This window comes from Devosia albogilva, assembly GCF_042685625.1.
GTDB classification, from domain to species: Bacteria; Pseudomonadota; Alphaproteobacteria; order Rhizobiales; family Devosiaceae; genus Devosia; species Devosia albogilva.
In genome coordinates, this window is sequence record NZ_JBHUNP010000001.1 from 804695 (window position 1) to 824784 (window position 20090).

22 protein-coding genes are annotated in these 20090 nt (G+C 65.6%); 11 read left to right on the forward strand and 11 right to left on the reverse strand.

What is annotated here, in order from left to right; genetic code table 11:
• Window positions 1-222, reverse strand: coding sequence for a NepR family anti-sigma factor (locus ACFSX5_RS04105; protein WP_386832021.1), 222 nt, complete (start codon window positions 220-222; stop codon window positions 1-3).
• 158 nt (window positions 223-380) lie between these two features.
• On the opposite strand from ACFSX5_RS04105, the gene ACFSX5_RS04110 reads away from it, so the two are divergent.
• The 3 genes from ACFSX5_RS04110 (at window position 381) to ACFSX5_RS04120 (ending at window position 2480) form a co-directional block, all read left to right on the forward strand.
• Window positions 381-1175, forward strand: coding sequence for a response regulator (locus tag ACFSX5_RS04110; protein ID WP_386832022.1), 795 nt, complete (start codon window positions 381-383; stop codon window positions 1173-1175).
• A 124-nt stretch (window positions 1176-1299) separates the two neighbouring features.
• Window positions 1300-1464 (forward strand): DUF1328 domain-containing protein, encoded by a 165-nt coding sequence (locus ACFSX5_RS04115; protein WP_386832023.1) that lies wholly within the window; start codon window positions 1300-1302, stop codon window positions 1462-1464.
• Window positions 1465-1538: 74 nt separating this feature from the next.
• On the forward strand, window positions 1539-2480 hold the full coding sequence (locus ACFSX5_RS04120; protein ID WP_386832024.1) for an HWE histidine kinase domain-containing protein: 942 nt from the start codon (window positions 1539-1541) through the stop codon (window positions 2478-2480).
• Here the strand turns inward: ACFSX5_RS04120 and ACFSX5_RS04125 are convergent.
• The gene (locus ACFSX5_RS04125; RefSeq protein WP_386832025.1) at window positions 2441-3265 is read right to left on the reverse strand and encodes a YdcF family protein; all 825 of its coding nucleotides are present in this window, start codon (window positions 3263-3265) and stop codon (window positions 2441-2443) included. The two genes, ACFSX5_RS04120 and ACFSX5_RS04125, sit on opposite strands and share 40 nt — an antisense overlap.
• Before the next feature lie 194 nt (window positions 3266-3459).
• Here ACFSX5_RS04125 and ACFSX5_RS04130 point away from each other — a divergent pair, with 194 nt between their 5' ends.
• The 5 genes from ACFSX5_RS04130 to ACFSX5_RS04150 all read left to right on the forward strand — a co-directional run bounded on the left by ACFSX5_RS04130 (window position 3460) and on the right by ACFSX5_RS04150 (window position 7872).
• The gene (locus tag ACFSX5_RS04130; RefSeq protein WP_386832026.1) at window positions 3460-4311 is read left to right on the forward strand and encodes an ABC transporter ATP-binding protein; all 852 of its coding nucleotides are present in this window, start codon (window positions 3460-3462) and stop codon (window positions 4309-4311) included.
• A 22-nt stretch (window positions 4312-4333) separates the two neighbouring features.
• Window positions 4334-5086: a transporter substrate-binding domain-containing protein gene (locus ACFSX5_RS04135; RefSeq protein WP_386832027.1), complete on the forward strand. Its 753-nt coding sequence runs from the start codon at window positions 4334-4336 to the stop codon at window positions 5084-5086.
• 89 nt (window positions 5087-5175) lie between these two features.
• A complete protein-coding gene (locus ACFSX5_RS04140; protein WP_386832028.1) occupies window positions 5176-5985 on the forward strand; it encodes an ABC transporter permease subunit in 810 nt (269 codons plus the stop codon).
• Complete coding sequence (locus tag ACFSX5_RS04145) at window positions 5985-6719, forward strand: ABC transporter permease (protein WP_386832029.1); 735 nt, start codon at window positions 5985-5987, stop codon at window positions 6717-6719. Before ACFSX5_RS04140 ends, ACFSX5_RS04145 begins: the two co-directional genes overlap by 1 nt.
• Before the next feature lie 10 nt (window positions 6720-6729).
• The gene (locus tag ACFSX5_RS04150) at window positions 6730-7872 is read left to right on the forward strand and encodes a succinylglutamate desuccinylase/aspartoacylase family protein (RefSeq protein WP_386832030.1); all 1143 of its coding nucleotides are present in this window, start codon (window positions 6730-6732) and stop codon (window positions 7870-7872) included.
• On the opposite strand, the gene ACFSX5_RS04155 is transcribed toward ACFSX5_RS04150, so the two are convergent.
• Window positions 7869-10262 (reverse strand): putative bifunctional diguanylate cyclase/phosphodiesterase, encoded by a 2394-nt coding sequence (locus tag ACFSX5_RS04155; protein ID WP_386832031.1) that lies wholly within the window; start codon window positions 10260-10262, stop codon window positions 7869-7871. The two genes, ACFSX5_RS04150 and ACFSX5_RS04155, sit on opposite strands and share 4 nt — an antisense overlap.
• Window positions 10263-10484: 222 nt before the next feature.
• Here ACFSX5_RS04155 and ACFSX5_RS04160 point away from each other — a divergent pair, with 222 nt between their 5' ends.
• Together ACFSX5_RS04160 and ACFSX5_RS04165 are read left to right on the forward strand one after the other, a co-directional pair.
• Window positions 10485-11831, forward strand: a complete 1347-nt coding sequence (locus ACFSX5_RS04160; protein WP_386832032.1) for an aminotransferase class I/II-fold pyridoxal phosphate-dependent enzyme — start codon at window positions 10485-10487, stop codon at window positions 11829-11831.
• Window positions 11832-11840: 9 nt separating this feature from the next.
• Window positions 11841-12233, forward strand: a complete 393-nt coding sequence (locus tag ACFSX5_RS04165; RefSeq protein WP_386832033.1) for a response regulator — start codon at window positions 11841-11843, stop codon at window positions 12231-12233.
• 14 nt (window positions 12234-12247) lie between these two features.
• On the opposite strand, the gene ACFSX5_RS04170 is transcribed toward ACFSX5_RS04165, so the two are convergent.
• From ACFSX5_RS04170 to ACFSX5_RS04185, 4 genes are all read right to left on the reverse strand, one after another.
• Window positions 12248-12631: a response regulator gene (locus ACFSX5_RS04170; protein WP_386832034.1), complete on the reverse strand. Its 384-nt coding sequence runs from the start codon at window positions 12629-12631 to the stop codon at window positions 12248-12250.
• A gap of 9 nt (window positions 12632-12640) precedes the next feature.
• Window positions 12641-14542 carry an ATP-binding response regulator gene (locus ACFSX5_RS04175; protein WP_386832035.1) on the reverse strand — a complete coding sequence of 634 codons (1902 nt, stop codon included), beginning with the start codon at window positions 14540-14542 and terminating at the stop codon, window positions 12641-12643.
• A 111-nt stretch (window positions 14543-14653) separates the two neighbouring features.
• The gene (uxuA, locus tag ACFSX5_RS04180; RefSeq protein ID WP_386832036.1) at window positions 14654-15865 is read right to left on the reverse strand and encodes a mannonate dehydratase; all 1212 of its coding nucleotides are present in this window, start codon (window positions 15863-15865) and stop codon (window positions 14654-14656) included.
• An 81-nt stretch (window positions 15866-15946) separates the two neighbouring features.
• Complete coding sequence (locus ACFSX5_RS04185; protein WP_386832037.1) at window positions 15947-16561, reverse strand: trimeric intracellular cation channel family protein; 615 nt, start codon at window positions 16559-16561, stop codon at window positions 15947-15949.
• 84 nt (window positions 16562-16645) lie between these two features.
• Between ACFSX5_RS04185 and ACFSX5_RS04190 the strand changes: the two genes are divergently transcribed.
• Window positions 16646-17266, forward strand: a complete 621-nt coding sequence (locus ACFSX5_RS04190; protein ID WP_386832038.1) for a hypothetical protein — start codon at window positions 16646-16648, stop codon at window positions 17264-17266.
• A gap of 136 nt (window positions 17267-17402) precedes the next feature.
• Here ACFSX5_RS04190 and ACFSX5_RS04195 read toward each other — a convergent pair whose 3' ends face one another.
• Genes ACFSX5_RS04195 through ACFSX5_RS04210 form a run of 4 tightly spaced genes read right to left on the reverse strand, consistent with a single transcriptional unit; the run spans window position 17403 to window position 20076 of the window.
• On the reverse strand, window positions 17403-17738 hold the full coding sequence (locus tag ACFSX5_RS04195) for a cupin domain-containing protein (RefSeq protein ID WP_386832039.1): 336 nt from the start codon (window positions 17736-17738) through the stop codon (window positions 17403-17405).
• 5 nt (window positions 17739-17743) lie between these two features.
• Window positions 17744-18508, reverse strand: a complete 765-nt coding sequence (gene kduD, locus ACFSX5_RS04200; RefSeq protein ID WP_386832040.1) for a 2-dehydro-3-deoxy-D-gluconate 5-dehydrogenase KduD — start codon at window positions 18506-18508, stop codon at window positions 17744-17746.
• Entirely contained in the window at window positions 18505-19335 is an 831-nt protein-coding gene (kduI, locus tag ACFSX5_RS04205; protein ID WP_386832041.1) for a 5-dehydro-4-deoxy-D-glucuronate isomerase, read from the reverse strand. The genes kduD and kduI overlap by 4 nt, the downstream gene beginning before the upstream one ends.
• 12 nt (window positions 19336-19347) lie before the next feature.
• Complete coding sequence (locus tag ACFSX5_RS04210; RefSeq protein ID WP_386835571.1) at window positions 19348-20076, reverse strand: FadR/GntR family transcriptional regulator; 729 nt, start codon at window positions 20074-20076, stop codon at window positions 19348-19350.
• Window positions 20077-20090 lie beyond the last annotated feature (14 nt).

Sequence of the window (20090 nt, forward strand, 5' to 3'; positions counted from 1 at the left end):
TTACTCTCCATCCCGACCAGTTGACTGTGAACGCTGCGCCTGTTCGGCGGAGTCCAGCTTTTCGAGAAGGTCGAGCAGATGGTCGGGAACCCCTTCTTCCTGAACCGCGCCATACAGCGCGCGCAGGCGGGCACCGATATCCGTGTTCGGGCCAAGGCCATCATCCACCCGCCCCGTCTGCGTACGCATACGTTGGGGGGTCACTAGTTTGTCCTTCATCATGATAAGGTCGGAAATCCGGTGTGTTGTGAGCTCACATTGGGCCATACAATGCGGCCCGGTCAAAAAAGTTCCGGGCTGCCCGGAACTTTCCTGCGTGTTCCACCGTTTGGCGGTTTCGTGAGTTTCACGAGCCTAAGCGTCACTGGGAGTCCTCTTTTATGACCTTGTCTACGCGGATTGCTCCGCACTTGCCCTATCTGCGGCGGTTTTCGCGCGCCGTTACCGGGTCTCAGACGTCGGGCGATGCTTACGTCGCCGCCACACTGGAAGCTCTCATCGCCGACATTTCGCTGTTCCCTGAAGCGACCAGCGACCGTATCGCCCTCTACAAGCTGTTCTCCGCCCTGTTCTCGTCCTCGGCCGTGAAGGTCCCGGAGCCGAGCTCGACCTTTGCCTGGGAGAAGCGCGCTGCCGCCAACCTGGCGAACCTGCCTGCACGCCCCCGGCAGGCTTTCCTGCTTGTCGCAGTGGAAGGCTTTACCCACGCCCAGGCGGCAGAAGTGCTTTCCGTGTCGGACGAGGAGTTCGCCTCGCTGCTCGATCAGGCCTCGATCGAGATCTCCCGCCAGGTGGCGACCGAGATCATGATCATCGAGGACGAGCCGCTGATTGCGATGGACATCGAGCAGCTGGTGGAAAGCTTGGGCCACAAGGTGGTGAGCGTTGCCCGCACCCATCGCGAGGCCGTGCACCTGTTCAACCAAACCAATCCCCGCATGATCCTGGCCGACATCCAGCTCGCCGATGGCAGCTCGGGCATCGACGCGGTCAACGACATCCTCAACACCCATTCGGTGCCGGTGATCTTCATCACCGCTTTCCCCGAGCGCCTGCTGACCGGCGAGCGCCCGGAGCCGACCTTCCTCGTCACCAAGCCGTTCAACCCGGACATGGTGAAGGCGCTGATCAGCCAGGCGCTGTTCTTCGACGAAGGTTCCCGCGCCGCGGCCTGACCATCCGACATTCACCATTTCGCGAAAAGGCCGGGTTCTCCCCGGCCTTTTTCATGTTGTGAAGGAACGTTCATCCCGAACCGGCCGTTTTCTGCCCAAATACTTCTGATTGCGGAGAGTTTTCATGCTCTACTATGCGCTGGTCTTTCTGGTGATCGCCTTGATTGCCGGTGTTCTTGGCTTCGGCGGCATCGCTGGGGCCTCGGCGGGCATCGCCCAGATCCTGTTCTTCCTGTTCCTCGCCTTCCTGGTGATCTCGCTGATCGTCGGGATGATCCGGCGCACCTGAGCGCCGCCGGAAAGAACCTGACATCACCGCGGCTTCGCCCCGAGGGCGAAGCCTTTTATTTCCGGGGCCTCTGAATGTCGGATCTGGACGCCGAGGATCTGATGATGCGCCAACGCGCCTTGCTGGCTGCGCTGCAGGGCCGTGGGGTGAGCGTGCTTCATTTCGACAGGAACAGCCGCTGCGACATGGCGGAAGGGCTACCGGAATGGTGGCCATCGTCCCCCCTCGGCAAGACTCTGCCCGAAGCACTCCCGGAGCCTGCCGCAGCCGCCTGCCGGAACCTCGACGAACACGGCACCGCCGAGTTTCACCTGACCCATGACGGCGACCGGCATACTTACGCCATTCGGTCTATCCCGGATGACGGCGGCACCATCGCGGTAATCACCGACATCAGCGAAGACCGGCGCCGTCAGGCAGCCTTTGCGGCCCTGCTGCGCGAAGTCAGCCACCGCTCCAAGAACCTTTTGGCCATTGTCCAGTCGGTGGCGATGCAGACCGCCAATCACTCCGGCAGTATCGGCGACTTTCTCGACAAGTTCCGCGGCCGCCTGCACGCCCTGTCCAGCACCCAGGATCTGGTGACCGACAGCGACTGGCGCGGCACGGCTCTGCACACGCTGATCTCGGCGCAACTGCGCCGGGTCCATCCATCTGCGCACCAGAACGTTCATGTCTCCGGCGACAACCCGATCCTGACGCCAAATGCGGCGCTTCATGTGGGATTGGCCATCCATGAACTGGCGGTCAACGCAGCTGCCTATGGCGCGCTGTCGCTGGACCTGCCGGGCCAGATCTGGTTCGATGCGCATGTCAGCGACGACGAACCCGGTGCGCTTGTGCTGGAATGGCGCGAGACCTTCCCGACGCGTGCCGCAAGCGCCGAGCCGCGCTTCGGCACGCTGATCCTGGAACGCATCGTGCCGCTCTCGGTCGGAGGGCAGGCCGAGTTCACGCTCGATCCGAACTATGTCACCTACCGGCTGGAAGTCCCGGCGGGCGAATTCGAGGCCTGAGACGGCAGCAGTTCGCCCGTCCGTCCGGTCCAGTGATACGCCAGCAGCCCGATCCACTCCTTGATCGCGATGGATGCAACATCGAGATTGTGGACCGGATTGGCGATGTCGATCCCGAACCCCTCGCGTCCGCTGCTGCGGTAGTCGGTCGGCCAGGGGATCACCGGGATGCCCTGTGCTTCGAACAGCCCCACCGAGCGCGGCATGTGGAAGGCAGAGGTCACCAGCACCACCGGCCCATCCACCCCGGCCAGCAGGTCGCGGGTCAGGGCGGCGTTCTCGTCGGTATTCCGCGACTCCCCTTCGAGCCGCAGCCGCTCCGGCGCAATGCCGTGCGCCACCAGCAGACGCTCGGCCGTTGTCGCTTCGCTCTCGGTGTCGCCGCTCAACAACCCCGAGCCACCGCTCAGGACGATCGGAGCATCGGGATAGCGTCGGGCGAGCCACAACGTCGTCACCAGCCGGTCGCCGGCAGCGTTCAGTTCGGCCACCTGGCGGGCGGTGCTGACCCGTGCGAGCGTGGCCCCGCCCAGCATGACGATGGCACCGACCTGTTCCGGCGGCTCCGCGGGCACGCCGAAGCGCGCTTCCAGCGGCTGGATCAGCAGGAAGCCGAGGCTAGTGAAGCTCACGAGGCCATGCACGAGCAGCGCCAGCACCAGCCCGGCCACTGCCAATCGCCGCCGCCCCGCCAGCAAGGCGATCAGCCCCGCCAGCATCAGCAGGAACACGATGCCGAGCGGCTGCGCCAGCAGCCAGAACACTTTGGAGGCAACAAAGAACATGACGCCATCCTAAGCGAGCCACTTCGGATTCGCGACTGCCGGCCCGCTGCCCACAGCGACTGAGGGCTGCGGGCGCATTTGTGCTTGCTATCTCAGCGGCTTCTGCTTTTGTTGAAGCCGGTCAAGGCTGCCAGCCTCATAAAAAGGCAGCCGCCGGTCAGGAAGGCGGTCCGTCAGGACCCTATCGGGTGAGTATGGCTGAAGTCGCTGCGACTGCCGCAGAAAAATGGCCGGTGGTCGCGGTCCGCGACCTGCACAAATCCTTCGGCACACTCGAAGTGCTGAAGGGCATCTCCTTTTACGCCCGCGAGGGCGAGGTCATCTCGCTGATCGGATCGTCGGGTTCCGGCAAGTCCACCTTGCTGCGCTGCATCAACATGCTGGAAATTCCCGACAGCGGCAGCGTCAGCATCGATGGCGAGGAAATCCGCCTCAGGGGCACCGGCCAGCACCGCCAGATCGGCGACGAGCACCAGATCCGCCGCATCCGCTCCGAACTCGGCATGGTGTTCCAGAACTTCAATCTGTGGGCACACCTGACCATTCTCCAGAACGTCATGGAAGCGCCCCTGGTGGTGCAGCGCCGGCCCCGCGCCGAGGTGGAGGCGGAAGCCCGCGCCATGCTGGCCAAGGTCGGGATCGGCGAGAAGGCCGACAGCTATCCGGCCCAGCTCTCGGGTGGGCAGCAGCAGCGCGCGGCGATCGCCCGTGCCCTCTGCATCAATCCGCGCCTGATGCTGTTCGATGAGCCGACCTCGGCGCTGGACCCCGAACTCGAGGTGGAAGTGCTGCGCGTGATCAAGGTTCTCGCCGACGAGGGCCGTACCATGGTGCTGGTGACCCACGACATGGAATTTGCCCGTTCGGTGAGCGATCGCGTCATCTTCCTCCACCAGGGCAAGATCGAGGAAGAGGGCACGCCCGACGAAGTGTTCGGCCAGACGCGTTCGACCCGCCTGCGCCAGTTCCTCAACGCGGCCAGCCACGACACGCCGGCGCCGCCGCCGCCCGCGCCACCGCCTCCTGCGGCCGAGCCGCTGATCTGAACGACAACAAACGGAGAAACCGATGAACAAGCTCCTCCTCACTGCCGCCGCGCTGCTGGCGCTCGGCACCACCGTGCAGGCGCAGGAAACCGTGCGCATTGCCACCGAGGGCGCCTACGCCCCCTGGAACTTCCTCAACGACGCCGGCGAGCCTGCCGGTTTCGAGATCGACCTCGGCAACGCCATCTGCGAGCAGGCCGGCCTTAGCTGCGAGTGGGTGATCAACGACTGGGATTCGATCATCCCGAACCTGCTGGCCGGCAACTACGACGTGATCATGGCCGGCATGTCGATCACCGAGGAACGCCGCCAGTCGATCGACTTCTCGCAGAACTATTTCCCGCCCGACCCGTCCAAGTACGTGGCCGCCGCCGGCGCCAACCTCGACTTCGCCAACCTTTCCGGCGTCCGCGTCGGCGTGCAGGGCGGCACCATCCAGGCAGCCTATGCCGAGGAGAACCTGAGCGCCAACAACACCGTGGTGTCCTTCGCCACCGCCGACCAGGCCATGGCTGACCTCGCCGCCGGCAACCTCGACACCATTCTGGCCGACGGCGCCTATCTCGAGCCGGTGGTCGCCGCTTCCGGCGGCGCCATCGAATTCGTCGGCGAAGACGTGCTGATCGGCGAAGGTGTCGGCGCCGGCCTGCGCAAGGACGAAGCCGAACTCAAGACCGCCTTCGATGATGCGCTCACCGCGCTCAAGGCCGATGGCACCGTGGACGAGTTGATCGCCCAGTGGTTCGAGGGCCGCGGCCCCTACTTCGCCGAGTAACGCAAGAGCGGCGGTGGCACGCCTAGGGCAGCCACCGCCCGCCTCCTCCGGGAGGAACGACCTCCAGCCAGCCAGAGCCCGAACCCTCAATGATGGAAGACCTCGCCTTCTGGCTCGGCTACCTGACCAATGGCAAACACCTCACCTGGTATGCCAGCTTCCAGTTCACCATCTTCGCGGCCCTTCTCGGCGGCGCGCTGGCTGTCGTCTTCGGGCTGACCGGGGCGACGCTCAAGAGTTCTCGCTTCGCCGTTCCCCGGCTGATCGGAACGCTCTATTCCTCGATCGTCCGCGGCGTGCCGGACGTGCTGTTCTTCCTGTTCTTCCCGCTGGCCTTCGAGCAGACCGTGGAATGGATGGTCTCCACTCAGGTCTGCTCGCCGGAGGCGATCGCCGCCCAGACGGCGCCCTGGCCGCCCTGCCGCGAGGCCAACTGGTTCCTGGGCACCACGGAATACCTGATCCTCGCCTCCGTCTCGCTGGGGCTGGTCTATGGCGCCTTTGCCTCCAACGTCATCTATGGCGCCATGCGCGCCGTGCCCCGCGGCCAGCTCGAGGCGGCGCGGGCCTATGGCATGTCGGCGGCTCAGGTGCTGTGGCGCGTGCATATCCGCCAGATGTGGGTCTACGCCCTGCCCGGCCTAAGCAATGTGTGGCTGCTACTGATCAAGGCGACCTCGCTGCTCAGCCTCTTGCAAATCGCCGATATCGTGCTGTGGGCCGATCGGCTCGGCGCTCCCAATTTCCTGCCCGCCGTCGGACTCGTCCACGATGACTGGCGCTGGCGCTACTATCTCGTGCTCTTCGTGTTCTACATCCTTGCGACCTTTGTCTCCGAGAAGGGCTTCGAGGCGCTGATGCGCCGCGCCGGGCGCGGCATTCTGAGCGAGGCCCGCTGATGGAGGTTCTGCTTCAGGAACTGGCGGTCTTTGCCCCGGCGGTGTGGTTCAACATCTACTTCGCCGCCGCATCCATTCCGCTCGGCTTCGTGTTCGCGGTGTTCCTTGCGCTGGGCAAGGCGTCCAGGAATCCGCTGATCTCGCGATTGAGCCGCACTTACATCTACGCCTTCCGCGGCTCCCCGCTGTTCATCCAGTTCTTCATGTTCTACTCGCTGGCGCTGTCGCTCAATGTCGGCCTGTGGCGGCCGCTGAGTGTCTCCGGCCTCGTGCTGCACCCGCTCTTCATCGGCCCGCTGGTGCTGATGCTGAACACCGCCGCATATACCGCCGAGATCTTCTACGGTGCCTTGCGCGCCGTGCCGCGCGGCGAGATCGAGGCGGCGCGCGCCTATGGGATGTCGCGAACGCAGCAGTTCCGCCGCATCATCTGGCCCAACCTGATCCGGCTGGCCTGGCCGGCCTACACCAACGAAGTGGTGTTCCTGTTCCATGCCACCGCGCTGGTCTACCTGGCCCTGCCGGTGATCGGCTCGCAGCGGGACCTGATGGTCACGGCCAAGGACTTGTTCGAGCGCGACTTCAACGCCTACCTCCACTTCCCGGTGGCGGCGCTCTACTTCCTTGCCGTGTCGCTGGTGATCTTCTTCATCTTCGGCCTCATCTATCGCCGCCTGGTGCGGCACCTGCCGGCCGCGCCCAGCCTGCGCTGGGCGCCGCGCTGGCTCCGCTGAGTATATCTCCATGACCTTCGACCTGCACCGCACGCCCATCGCCGGGGACGCTCCCGGCACGACCACCGACCTTTTCTGGTACACCGCCGGCCCGGAGGACGCGCCGGTGCGCGTGCATCTGCAGGCAGCGCTCCATGCCGACGAACAGCCCGGCACCATGGCGCTCCACCACCTGCTGCCGCGCCTGCGCGAGGCCGATGCCGCCGGGCAGTTGCGGGCACGCTTCAGCATCTTCCCCTCGGTCAATCCGCTCGGGCTCTCGCATGTGTCGCTGCGCCACCATATCGGCCGCTACGACATGGGCAGCGGCCTCAACCACAACCGCGCCTGGCCCGACCTTTACCTGCTGGTCGCCGACCGGCTGAGCGGCAAACTCACCGACGATGCCGCGGCCAATGTCGCGACGATCCGGCAGACCGTGACCGAGTGGATCGATGATCAGGCCGCGACCACGGCGTCACGGCGGCTGCGGCTGATGGTGCTGCGTTCGGCGGTCAACAGCGACATCGTCCTGGACCTGCACTGCGACGACGAGAGCCTCAAGCACATCTTCACCTCGCCCGAACTGATGCCGGGACTGCAGGACCTCGCCGACTGGATGGGCGTGGCGGCGACGCTGACGGCAGAGGACAGCGGCGGCGGCTCCTTCGACGAAGTGCTGCCCAACCTCTACCGCAAGGCGCAGCGAGCCAATCCCGACCACCCGATCCCGATGGCGGCAGAAACCGCGACGCTGGAATATCGCGGACAGGCCGATGTCTCGGACGAGATCGGCATCGAAGATGCCGCCGGTCTCCATGGCTTCTTTGCCGGTCGCGGCCTGATCGATGCCGATCCGGGCACCCTCCCTTCCCCTGCCCCGGCGCCGACGCCGTTCGAGGCGACCGAAGTGCTGCGCACCGACGCGCCGGGTCTTCTCGCCTATCGCATCGGCCTCGGTGATCGCGTCAGCCGCGGCCAGCCGGTGGCGGACCTCATTGCCATGGATGGACCCGACGCCTTCATCGCGCGGCGGCCGCTGGTGGCGGGAACCGACGGCTTCATCCTGTCGCGGGCTTCGGCGAAATATGTCCGCGCCGGGACGGGCATCGCCAAGATCGTCGGCACCGAAGTGCTGCCCTCCCGCGCCGGCGGATATCTGCTCGAGGACTAGCTGGCGAGCGCCAGTTCCGCTTCCGCCTTCACCGCCGCGGCCCGCGTCGGCACGTGGGTCATGAGGTAGTGCGGCAGTTCGACCGCGTCGAGCGGGCGGGCGAACAGGAAGCCCTGCAACTGGTGGCAGGCGATCTCGGCGAGGAATTCGGCCTGCGCCTCGGTCTCGACGCCTTCCGCGGTGATGGTCACCTTCAGCGTTTTGCCGAGCGAAGCGATGGCGCGAAGGATGTCGCGCGCCACCTCGTCGTCGGAGGCAGCATCGACGAAGGAGCGGTCGATCTTGATCTTGTCGAAGGGGAACTTCAGCAGGTAGCTTAGGCTCGAATAGCCGGTGCCGAAATCGTCCATGGCGACCGTGACGCCGAGGTCGCGCACTTCGGCCAGCTTGGCGATCACCGCGTCCGGATCGTCGATCAGCAATCCCTCGGTAATTTCGATTTCCAGCCGGCGCGCATCGAGCCCGGAGATCGCCAGCGCCTTCTTGACCACGGTGGAAATGTCGGAGCGGTGGAAGTGCTTGGCCGACAGGTTGACCGCCACCGTCAGGCCTTCCGGCCAATTGGCGGCGGTGCGGCACGCCTGCTCGATGGTCCAGTCGCCGATCTCGACGATCAGGTTGGACTGTTCGGCGATGGGGATGAACTCGGCCGGTGGCACCAGCCCGCGGATCGGATGGTTCCAGCGCACCAGGGCCTCGAAGCCGGTGGGCTGGTGGTCCTTGGCGGACACCAGCGGCTGGTAATGCAGCACCAGCTCGCCGTTGGCGATGGCGTCGCGCAGTTCCGCCTCCAGCAGGCGGCGCTCGCGTGCCTCGGAGTCCATCTGCATCTCGAAGAAGCGGTAGACCGAGCGGCCATCAGCCTTCGCCCGATAAAGGGCGAGGTCGGCATTGCGGAGCAGTTGGTCGGGACGGGTGCCGTTGATCGGCGCGATCGCGATTCCGACGCTGACGCCGATGCTCACCGGATCGTCTCCGTCGACCTCGTAGGGTTCGCGGATGGCATTGATCAGCCGCGTCGCCAGCACCGACAGGTGATCGGCATCGGTGTCGTGCGGCAGGATCAGGGCGAATTCGTCGCCGCCGAGCCGCGCCACGAGATCGGTTTCGCGCACCAGCGACTGGATGCGGCGGGCAACCTGCACCAGCAGCCGATCCCCGGCCATGTGGCCGCGGCTGTCGTTGACCGACTTGAAGTGGTCGAGATCGAGGAACATCACCGCAAAGGGTGTGCCGTAGCGCTCCAGGCGGGCGACGCAACTCCCCAGCTGTTCGGTGAACTTGGTGCGGTTGAGCAGCCCGGTCATGGAGTCGTGGTGGGCCAGCACCGTGATCCGCCGCTCGGCGGCCTTGCGCTCGGTGATGTCCGAAGTGGTGCCCATATAGCCGATATAGGTCCCCGCCTCGTCATAGGCCGGCTTGCCGGTCAGGCTCCACCAGCGCTCCTCGCCATCGGCGGTCACCCGCAATTCCAAATTCTGGAAGGTGCCGCGCTGCGCCACGTCTTCTTCGATCCGGCCCATCAGCGGGTCCTGCGGCGGGGTGATGCAGCGCAGGAAATGGATGAAGTCCGCGCCGAGCAGGTCGGCCTCGGGAACACCCGTGGCATTGGTGAAGCCGGACGATACCCGCGTCAGGCTGCCATCGGCATCGAAGGCCCAGATCCAGTCCGACGTGGTCTGCTCGAATTCGCCGAGCAGCAGCCCGATGATCTCGCCCTTCTCCTTTACCGCCAGTTCCGAGGCGCGATGGGCGACGAAGGCGGAGGCATGGTTGAAGGTGACGGTCACCATCACGAAGGTGAACGCCATCAGCAGCGCTCCCTGCACCGTCAGGTCGGCCGAGGCCTGCCCCCCGACCAGCGCACCGAGGCCGCCCACGATCAGCGGAATGGTGAAGGCGGCCAGCGCCTGCGGGAAATTGACCAGCGCCACTGCCGAAATGACCAGCAGACCGCCAAGTCCCATGGTGCCGGCGCCCGTCAGCCCGGCACCGGTGGAAGAGGGCAGCATGTTGAACGCAACGCCCCACAACGCGCCGAGCAGTGCCGAATGCGCCACCAGCCCCCGCGCCGCGCCCCTTGCTTGCTGGGCCGTGGGGGTGTCTCCCAGGCGCGAGCCCAGCCGCGAGGCATTGGCGGCAAGAAACAGGATGATGGTGACGCACAGCGCCATCGGCCAGGCGAGGCTGGTGCCCCAGGAGAGCACCATGAACAGGGCCGCGACCACCAGCGAAGCGGCGGTGATGGCGGGGAACATCTGCCCCACCGAGGCCAGTTGCTGGGCCAGCAGCTTGTCGCGCAAATGGGGCGTGAGGCCGTCGGCGCCGATGGCGCGATCGACGAACCGATCGACAGCGGAGAAGACACTGGGCCCGGAGACGCTTTTCATGGCTGCGACCTTGCCGGCCAGCACTTAAAATTGCGTGTGGGGCAATGCCGTCACTACGGCGTCAAAGCCGCGACAATTGCTTAAGCGAAAATTAAGCCACGGTCCCAAGCTGTTCTCGTAACGCGAAATAAACGCAATCAATTAAGTCCCCTTTCAGAAGGGAACCATCACGGTAGCAGCAACAAACGTGCGAGCGCCCGCACGGAACTTTGGAGTGAACCTATGACTTCGACCCCACCGACGGCCCCCGAGGCCGCCCTGACCGGCAGCCTGCGCGATTTCCGCGCCCCGGTGGGACCCGACCTGATCGGGCGCGCCAGCGAGTTCTACGCCTGGCAGAATCTCCGGCGCGAGCACGAATTGTGGCCCTATGCCCGTTCCACCGCCACCGCCCCCCAGGCGCGCTGCGAGGCCCGCAGCGACACGGGCAGCGTGTTCTCCGGCATCAACTTTGCCAGCCAGGACTATCTGAGCCTGTCATCGCACCCGGCCATCAAGGCCGCTGCCATCGAAGCCATCGGCGAGTATGGCGTTCACAGCGCCGGCTCCGCGGCGCTGCTCGGCAACACCGCCAATTCGGTGCGGCTCGAGGCCGAGCTCTCGGCATTCCTGGGCGGCCGCGAGATCGTCCTCTATCCCACCGGCTGGGCCGCCGGCTACGGCTCGATCCAGGGCTTCGTGCGCGCCAAGGACCACGTGGTCATGGATATCCTCGCCCATTCCTGCCTGCAGGAAGGCGCCAAGGCCGCCACCCAGAACATCCACTATCACGGCCATCTCAATCTCGAGGCCCTGACCCGCAAGCTCCAGCGCATCCGCGCCGAGGACAGCGAGAACGGCATCATGGTCGTCACCGAGTCGCTGTTCTCCATGCACTCCGATACGCCGGACCTCGGTGCCCTCAGGGCCCTCTGCGACGAATACGGGGCAACGCTGCTGGTCGACTGCGCCCATGATCTCGGCTCGATCGGCGAGGATGGCCTGGGCCATCTTGGCCTGCAGAACATGCTCGAGGGCGCCGACATCATCATCGGCAGCTTCTCCAAGACCTTCGCCTCCAATGGCGGCTTCATCGCCGTGCGCGACCGGGCCACGGCGGAATATCTGCGCTACTACAGCGCCACCCACACCTTCTCCAACGCCCTGTCCCCGGTGCAGGCAGCAACGGTGCTGAAGGCGCTCGAGATCGTCCGCTCCGAGGAAGGGCGGCAGTTGCGCCGACAGCTCATGGACAACATCCTGCTCCTGCGCAGCACCATGGTTGCGGCCGGGCTCGAGGTGCTGGGCGATCCGTCCCCTATCGTGCCGGTCAGCCTCGGGCTCGAAGGCGTCGGGCGCTTCGCCAGCCGCAATCTGATGGCGCTGGGCGGCATCGCCAATCTGGTCGAATATCCCGCAGTGCCGCAGGGAGCCGCCCGCTTCCGCTTCCAGGTGATGGCCAGCCACACCGCCGACGATATCCACCAGGTAGTGGAGATCCTGGCCCGAGCCATGCGCGACGCCGACCTCGAATACCGGCTTGCCAACGAGGCGCGCACGCAGGCCGCAAAGGCCACCGCGGCGGCCTGACCCGATGCCATGACCCACTCCCCTCGCCTGCTCGCAGTCGATGATGATGCGTTCTCAGCCGAGCTGATCGTGCGCGTCGCCGAACGCTGTGGCTACGAGGCGTTCGCAACCTCGGATTCGAGGGGAGTGATCAACCTGGTCGAGGCACTCCATCCGGCCGTCATCGCCGTGGACATCAGCATGCCGCATGTCGATGCGCTGGAATTGTTCCGCCTGCTGTCGGCCGGTGGGTATCGCGGCCGCATCCTGATCGTCAGCGGCCAGGACGAGCAGACGCTACGCATCGTGCAGCGCTCCGCCGCGCTTGTGGGGCTGGATTGTCCGGCCGCCTATCAGAAGCCGATCGATGTCGCCCGGCTCCGCCACACCCTTTCAACAGCCCTCCTGCAGCAGGCGGGCTGAGGAGCCCCGCTCCTCTAGGCGCCTGCCGGCATCTTCGGGCCAAGCACCGCCTGCATCTTTCCCAGCAGCCGCGGCAGGTCCACCGGCTTGGTATCGAAGTCGATGCAGCCGGCGGCCAGGGCCTTCTGCCGATCGGATTCGAAGGCGCTGGCGGTGAGGGCGATGATCGGCAGTTCCGCCGTTTCCGGATCGGCATGAATGCGGCGGGTGGCTTCGCACCCATCCATCTCCCCCAGCCCGATATCCATCAGGATCACGTCCGGCTTCAGCGCCTTGGCCGCGGCGATGCCGCTGGGGCCGTCCTCGGCGAAGCGAATGGAAAAGCCGCGCCGCTCGAGCCGCCGGCCGAGCACGTCCCGGTTGATGGGATTGTCTTCCACGATGAGCACCAACGCCATTGGCGACTCCTAGGCTGTAGCAGCGCGAGAGCGCTTCTGGTGGCCGCGTGCGGCACGGATACCGGCGAGCGCGGCCTTGATCTTGCTGTTGTCGAGCGGCTTCATGACGATGCCGTCGGCGCCCGCGGCCTGCGCCTTGGCGCGCTCGGCCAGGATCGAGATCATGAACACCGGAATGTCGGCCGTCGCCGGATCCGCCTTGAGCGCCGCCAGCACGTCCCAGCCGTCGAAGCCTGGCATGAGGATGTCGAGCAGGATGGCGGCGGGCTTCACCGTGCGGGCGATCTGCAGCGCTGATTGCGGCGCATCGGTGCAGATGGGCGTGTAGCGCTCCTTGGCAAGCAGCCGCTCCACCACCTGGAGGAACTCGCGGTCGTCATCCACCACCAGGATACGCTCGCGCCGTTCGACGTCGGGGATAGCATCGGCCCGCTGGCGGGCGGCCATGTCGCTCGGCTCGGCGACTTCCGGTTCCGGGCTGCCGGTCCACACGCTGGCAGGCAGAGGCGGGTGAACATCCGGTGCCGCAGGCGCGGTCGGGCCGACGGCCTCGACGGGCTTGGCCGGCAGGCGAATGGTGAACCGGCTGCCCTTGCCCAGTTCGCTCTCGAGTTCGATCTGCCCACCCATCAGGCGGCACAGGTTTTGGCTGAGCGACAATCCCAGACCCGTTCCGCCATAGACGGCAGCGATCTTGGAATTGGCCTGCGAGAAGTTGGAGAACAGCGCCTTCTGCTGCTCGCGCGAAATGCCGATGCCGGTGTCGGCCACGGCGATATCGACCCAGGCCCCGCGACGGTTGACCTCGAGGGTGATCTGCCCGTTCTGGGTGAACTTGGCGGCATTCGACAGCAGGTTGAAGATCGCCTGGCGCAGTTTGGTGACGTCGGCGCGAATGGTTCCGAGCGCCTTGCCCCGTTGAACGACGAAGGTATTCGCGTTCTTGGCGGCGAGCGGGCGGGCGGTCGACTCCACTTCGCCGATCAGTTGCTCGAGATCGACGGTCTCGAGGTGCAGCGCCATCTTGCCGGCCTCGATCTTGGAGATGTCGAGAATGTCGTTGACCATCGCCAGCAGGTGCTTGCCGGCGGCGCTGATTTTTTGGAGGTCGGCAATCTGCTCGCCCCGCCCGTCAAGCTCGGCATCCTCGAGCAGGATTTCGGAATAGCCGAGCACGGCGTTGAGCGGCGTGCGCAACTCGTGGCTCATCTTGGCAAGGAACTCGGACTTGGCGCCATTGGCGCGCTCCGCCTCCTCCTTGGCGTTGGTCAGCGCCTTCAGCGTCTGCTGGTGCCGCTCCACCTCCCGCATCAATTCGGACTGGCTGTCGACCACGCTCGCATAATAGGCGGCCATCATGAACACGTAGATGTTCGAGCCCAGTGCCGACAACACGCCGGCGACCACCATGTTCTCGACGGGGATGTGCTCGGGGAACGAGCCGATCAGGTAGAACAGGTAGAGCGCACCAAGCCCGAGCGTGATCTGGGAGAACACGAAGATGCGCGCCGCCCAGTTCGAGCCCAGATACATGAAGCCGAGAAGCGGCACGAGCACGATCCAGACGAGGAACGGCGAACTGGCCCCGCCATAATTGTAGGCGCCCCACAGAATGCAGAAGGTGAGGTTCACCACCGACGCCATGGCCAGCACGGTGTAGTGGCGCGGCAGGAGCTTCACCAGCGCCAGGAACGGCCAAAAGCCGTAGATCGAGGCGGCGAGGATCGCCACATGCGGCATCGGCGCCGGGTCGGCAAACCACAGAAAGAGCGGGATCGGCGTCGCGATCAACGGGCCGAAGATGTGGCTGATGATGAACATCTGCACGCGCTTCCGCCCGTGCAGATCATGCTTCATGTGGTCGGGGACAAACCAGTCCACGACCCTCTGGAACTGAGCCAGTGCGTCCAAGATACGCCTCGCGCTGCGCTAACACCCGACACTGGATCACAGCGGCTTGAGATTTGGTGAACCGGCGACAGCAACTGATACGCAGTTGTGCAAAAGCGCGAGAAATCGGACCTAGAAGCGAACCATCCCGTGTTCGAGCGCGGTCATGACACCCCGCAGTTCCGCCAGCCCCTTCATCCGCCCGATCGTCGGGTAACCCGGCTGCGCGCGGCGGCCGAGATCGTCGAGGATGTCCTGCCCATGGTCGGGGCGCATCGGGATCTGCCAGTCGGCGCGTCCCTCCGCCTTGCGGCGCCGCTCCTCGGCGATGATCTCGGCGATCAGCGCCACCATGTCGGTGTCGCCGCCGAGATGCTCGGCCTCGTAGAACGAGCCCATCACTGCATCACTGTCGCGCTTGACGTTCCTGAGGTGCAGGAAATGCACCTTCGGCCCGAAGCGCCGCATCATCCCGGGCAGGTCGTTGTCTGGACGTGCCCCCAGCGATCCGGAGCACAGCGTCATGCCGTTGGCCGGGCTGTCCACCGCATCCATGATCGTGGCGTAGTCGGCCTCGGTCGACATGATGCGCGGCAGGCCCAGCAGCGCGAACGGCGGATCGTCGGGATGGCAGCAGAGCCTGAGGCCGAGGTCTTCGGCTACCGGCACCACCTCTTCGAGGAAGGCGATGAAATGCGCGCGCAACTGCTCGGGCGTGATGGCGCCATACTCGTCGAGATGGGCCCGCACGTCGTCCAGCGTCATCGATTCCGTCGAGCCCGGCAGGCCCATGGTGACATTGCGGGCCAGTTGCTTGCGCGTGTCCTCGTCCATGTCGGCGAAGCGGCGGGCCGCCTCGTCGGCGATGGCATTGGTGTAGTCCGACGGGGCACCGGGCCGCTCGAGAATGTGGATGTCGAAGGCGGCGAAATCGTTGATGTCGAAACGCATGCACGAGCCGCCGCTCGGTACCGTCCAGCGCAGGTCGGTGCGGGTCCAGTCCAGCACCGGCATGAAGTTGTAGCAGATCACCTCGATGCCGCTGTCGGCGAGGTTCTTCATCGACACCTTGTAGTTGGCGATGTGCTCGCGCCAGTCGTTCTTCTGCTTCTTGATGTCTTCCGAAACCGGCAGGCTCTCCACCACGTCCCAGGTCAGCCCCGAGGGCGAACCGTCGCGGCGGGTCTGGATTTCCTGGTGGCGCCTGGCGATCTCCTCGGGAGTCCAAATCACCCCGTTCGGCACATGGTGCAGGGCGCTAACCACCCCCTCGGCACCACATTGGGTGATGTCGTCGATGCTGCACAAATCCTTGGGGCCGAACCACCGCCACGTCTGCCGCAAATCACTGCTCCGTTCTTGTATGGCAGTCCTTTGCCACAACCGGCGAAGGCAAGGAAGGACCGGCGCGGCTTGTGATACGATTCAGCGCAGATCCTTGTCGTAGACGAACTTCGGCATCTTCCAGCCATAGAGGATGGCGAGCACGCGGAACGGGAAGCCGATGGCGAGCGCGATCAGCACCACGAGATCGCTCGGCAGCCCGGCAGTAATCCCGAAATAGTAAACCGCAGCCGTGACGATCGAGACCGAGGCGTAGAGTTCGCCCTGGAACACCAGCGGCACCTCGTTGACCAGGACGTCGCGCAGAATGCCGCCTACGATGCCGGTCACCATGCCGGCGACGATGACGATGATGGGGTGCACCCCCATCTCCATGCCGATATTGCACCCGACAATGGTGAAGACCACGAGGCCCACACTGTCGAGCAACAGGAACGGCCAGCGCAACCGGTGCATCATCCGCGCGCCGATGATGGTCGCCAGCGCGGCGCCGCACACCAGGAGCAGCACGTATGGGTTGCCGACCCAGTACAGCGGATAGTGCCCGAGCAGCAGGTCGCGCGTGGTGCCGCCGCCGAGGGCGGTGACAGAGGCAAGCAGGCACACCCCGAACCAGTCGAGCTGCCGCCGCCCCGCCGCCAGTGCAGCCGTCATCGCCTCGGCCGTGATGGCGACATAGAACAGGACTTCGAGCATGAAGGGCTCCGGGCGGGTGGTCGAAACCGGGTGGTGCCGCGCAAGTTACCTGACCAGCATGCCGCGTCCAGACCGGAGCCACAGATGCGCCAGCCACAGACTGTCCGTGCCCTCGAGGAACTCGGTCGCGTTCGGCTCTCGGAGAGCTTCTTCATGCGCGATTTCCTCGTCTCCGAAATCGCGGTGATGCATGGCTTTCGCAACCTGCCGGACGACCCCGACCTCGCCATCGCCGCAGGCCGGCGGCTCTGCGAGGAGCTGCTGGAGCCGCTGCAGGCGCGGTTCGGCCGCATCTCCATCCGCTCCGCCTATCGCTCGCCCGAGGTCAACGGCTTCGGCAACGCCCATGGCTTCAACTGCGCCAGCAACCAGAAGAACTACGCCCACCACATCTGGGACCGTCGCGATGCCGAGGGCCGCATGGGCGCCACCGCCTGCATCGTCGTCAACCGCTTCATTCCCTACTACGAGCGCACCGGCGATTGGGAGGCGATGGCCTGGTGGGTACACGACCACCTGCCCTACCACGCCATGGAGTTCTTCCCGAAATACGCCGCCTTCAACCTCAACTGGCGCGAAGACCCCGAGCGGCGGATTTCGAGCATGATCCCACCGCGCCGCGGCAAGCTGACGGCGCCGGGGATGGAGAACTGGGGTGGGGGGCACGAGGCGGCGTATGCCGAGATGCTGGGGGAGTTCGGGTAAGGAACCCCTCATCCGCCCTTCGGGTACCTTCTCCCGCAAGGGGAGAAGGGGGCACGGAGTGTGTGGCAAGCGCGGAGCCCCCTCTCCCCTTGCGGGAGAGGGTGGATCGGCCGCAAGCCGAGACGGGTGAGGGGTTCTAGAAGAAATCCTGCCGCATCGGGGTGAACACGTCGATCAGCCGGCCGCGGGTGAGCGCCACCACGCCATGCACCAGCCCGGATGGCACGATGAAGCTGCCACCCTGTTCGACCACTTCGGTGTTGCCGTCGATGGTGACCTCGAAGCGGCCCTCGGCGACATAGCTCACCTGCACATGCGGATGGCTGTGCGGCGCGCCGACGGCGCCGGACTCGAAACCGAACTCCACCTGCATCAGTTCGGGGGTATGGATCAGCACCCGCCTAGTGTTGCCGGGCTGCAACTCGGTCCACTCGGTTTCGTTGGGCTGGGCGAAGAACTTCTGGTCGCTCATCTCGATCACCTCGCAAGCCAGCCGCCGTCCACGGGGATCACCGCCCCGTGCATGTAGTTGGCGGCATTGGACAAAAGAAACACGGCGGCATCGCCGATATCGGACGGCACGCCCCAGCGGCCCGCCGGAATGCGTCCGAGAATGGCGGCGCTCCGCTCCGGATCGGCCCTGAGCGCCTCGGTGTTGTTGGTCTCGATATAGCCGGGGGCAATGGCGTTGACGTTGATGCCCTTGCCCGCCCACTCATTCGCCAAGAGCCGGGTGATCCCGAGCACGCCGCTCTTGGATGCCGTGTAGCTCGCGACGCGGATGCCGCCCTGAAAGCTCAGCATCGAGGCGATGTTGACGATCCGCGCCCCGCGGCCTGCCGCCAGCGCCTGCCGTGCCAGCGCCTGGCACAGGAAGAACCCGGTCTTGAGGTTGACGTCCATCACCGTGTCCCAGTCGTCCTCGGTGAAATCCACCGCGTCGACCCGGCGGATGATGCCGGCATTGTTGACCAGCCCGTCGATGGGCCCATGCTCGGCCCAGGCCTGATCGAACATCGCCTGCGCCGCCTGGGTGGAGCCGAGATCGGCGCGCAGCTCGGCGAACTCCGCCCCCATGTCGCCCAGCATCTGCGCCGTCTCGGCCATGCTCGACCGTCCGACGCCGATCACCCGCCCACCGGCCCGGCCGATGGAGAGCGCAATGCCCTGCCCGATGCCGGTATTGGCCCCGGTGACCATCACCGTGCGGCCGGCAAGGCTGAAGGCGGAGAGGTCGGTCACCGCAACTCCTCCATCGCCACCTTCTCGACGTCGGTATAGTCGACATTGTCCCCGGCCATGGCCCAGATGAAGGTGTAGGAGCCGGTGCCCGCCCCGGCATGGATAGACCAGGGCGGCGACAGCACCGCCTGCTCGTTGCGCACGATCAGGTGCCGCGTCTCGTCCGGCTCGCCCATCAGGTGCACGACGAAAGCATCCGGCTGGAGGTCGAAATAGAGATAGGCCTCCATCCGGCGGTCATGCACATGCGCCGGCATGGTGTTCCACAGCGAGCCCGGCGCAAACTGCGTCAGCCCCACCACCAACTGGCAGGTCTTCACGCTGTCGGCGTTCACATACTGGAAGATCGAGCGTTCGTTCGCCGTCTCCCGCGCGCCGAGGTCGAGCCGCTTGGCTCCAGACTGCTGCAGGAGCTTGGTCGGATAACTGGCATGCGCCGGCGCGCTGACGAGGTAGAACTTCGCCCCCGCCCCACCGAACCGCACATCCCTGGCGCCCATGCCGACATAAAGCATGTCGCGCGGCCCCACCGCATGCTCGGCCCCGTCGACGCTGATCGTGCCGGCGTCCCCGATATTGACCGCGATCAGCTCGCGCCGCTCGAGGAAGAACCCGGTGCCGGTCGGCTTGATCGCCTCGAGCGCCAGTTCGCCACCTTCCGGCACCGCACCGCCCACGGCCATGCGATCATAGTGCGAATAGCACCAGCGCACCTCGCCACCGGCGAACAGGTCGTCGATCAGGAAATTGGCCCGGAGCTCGGACGTGTCCATCATCGCCGCCGCCGCCGGATCGATGGCGAAGCGGATCTCGTAATCGGTGCTCATGGCTTGTCCTTCCTAGTTGCCGCTGCCCTGTTCGCGCAGCCGTTGCCGGTAGCGGTCCTGGCTGCGGGAGAGATGATCGCGCATGGCTTCGCGGGCTGCGGTCGCATCCTGGCGCGAGATCGCATCGAGGATGCGGCCATGCTCTTCGTGCAGCCCGGCCTGGTAATCATAGGTCAGCACGCTTTCGGTGCCCCAGGGCGACGCCACGTCGCAAGGGATAGTGCGGCTGCCCAACGCATCCAGCACTTCGATATAGAACGGGTTGTTGGTCGCCGCCGCGATGGCGCGATGAAAGGCGAAATCGGTCTTGCCGGTCGGGTTGCCGAGCTTCAGCAAGCGGCCGAACTCGTTCCACGCCTCGTGGATAGCCGCCTCCTGGCTAGCACTGCGCCGCACCGCCGCCAGCCCCGCCGACTCGATCTCGATGCCCATGCGCACTTCCAGCACGTTGATGGCGACAGAAATCTTGTTCGACGTCTCGCTGCCGATGCTGCTGAAGGCGCTCGTTGCCTGCGACATCACGAACACGCCGGCGCCCTGGCGCGACTGCACCAACCCGTCGGCGGCCAGCGCCGCGATGGCTTCGCGCACCACCGTGCGGCTGACCCCGAATATGGTGGTCAGTTGCGCTTCGGTCGGCAGCTTGCCGCTGGCGCCGTATTCACCGGCCTGGATGCGCTGGCGCAGCGTTCCGATCACCAGGTCGGCAAGCTTGGGCTTGCGCGAAACGGTCAGGCCCATGTCGCTGAGGCTCA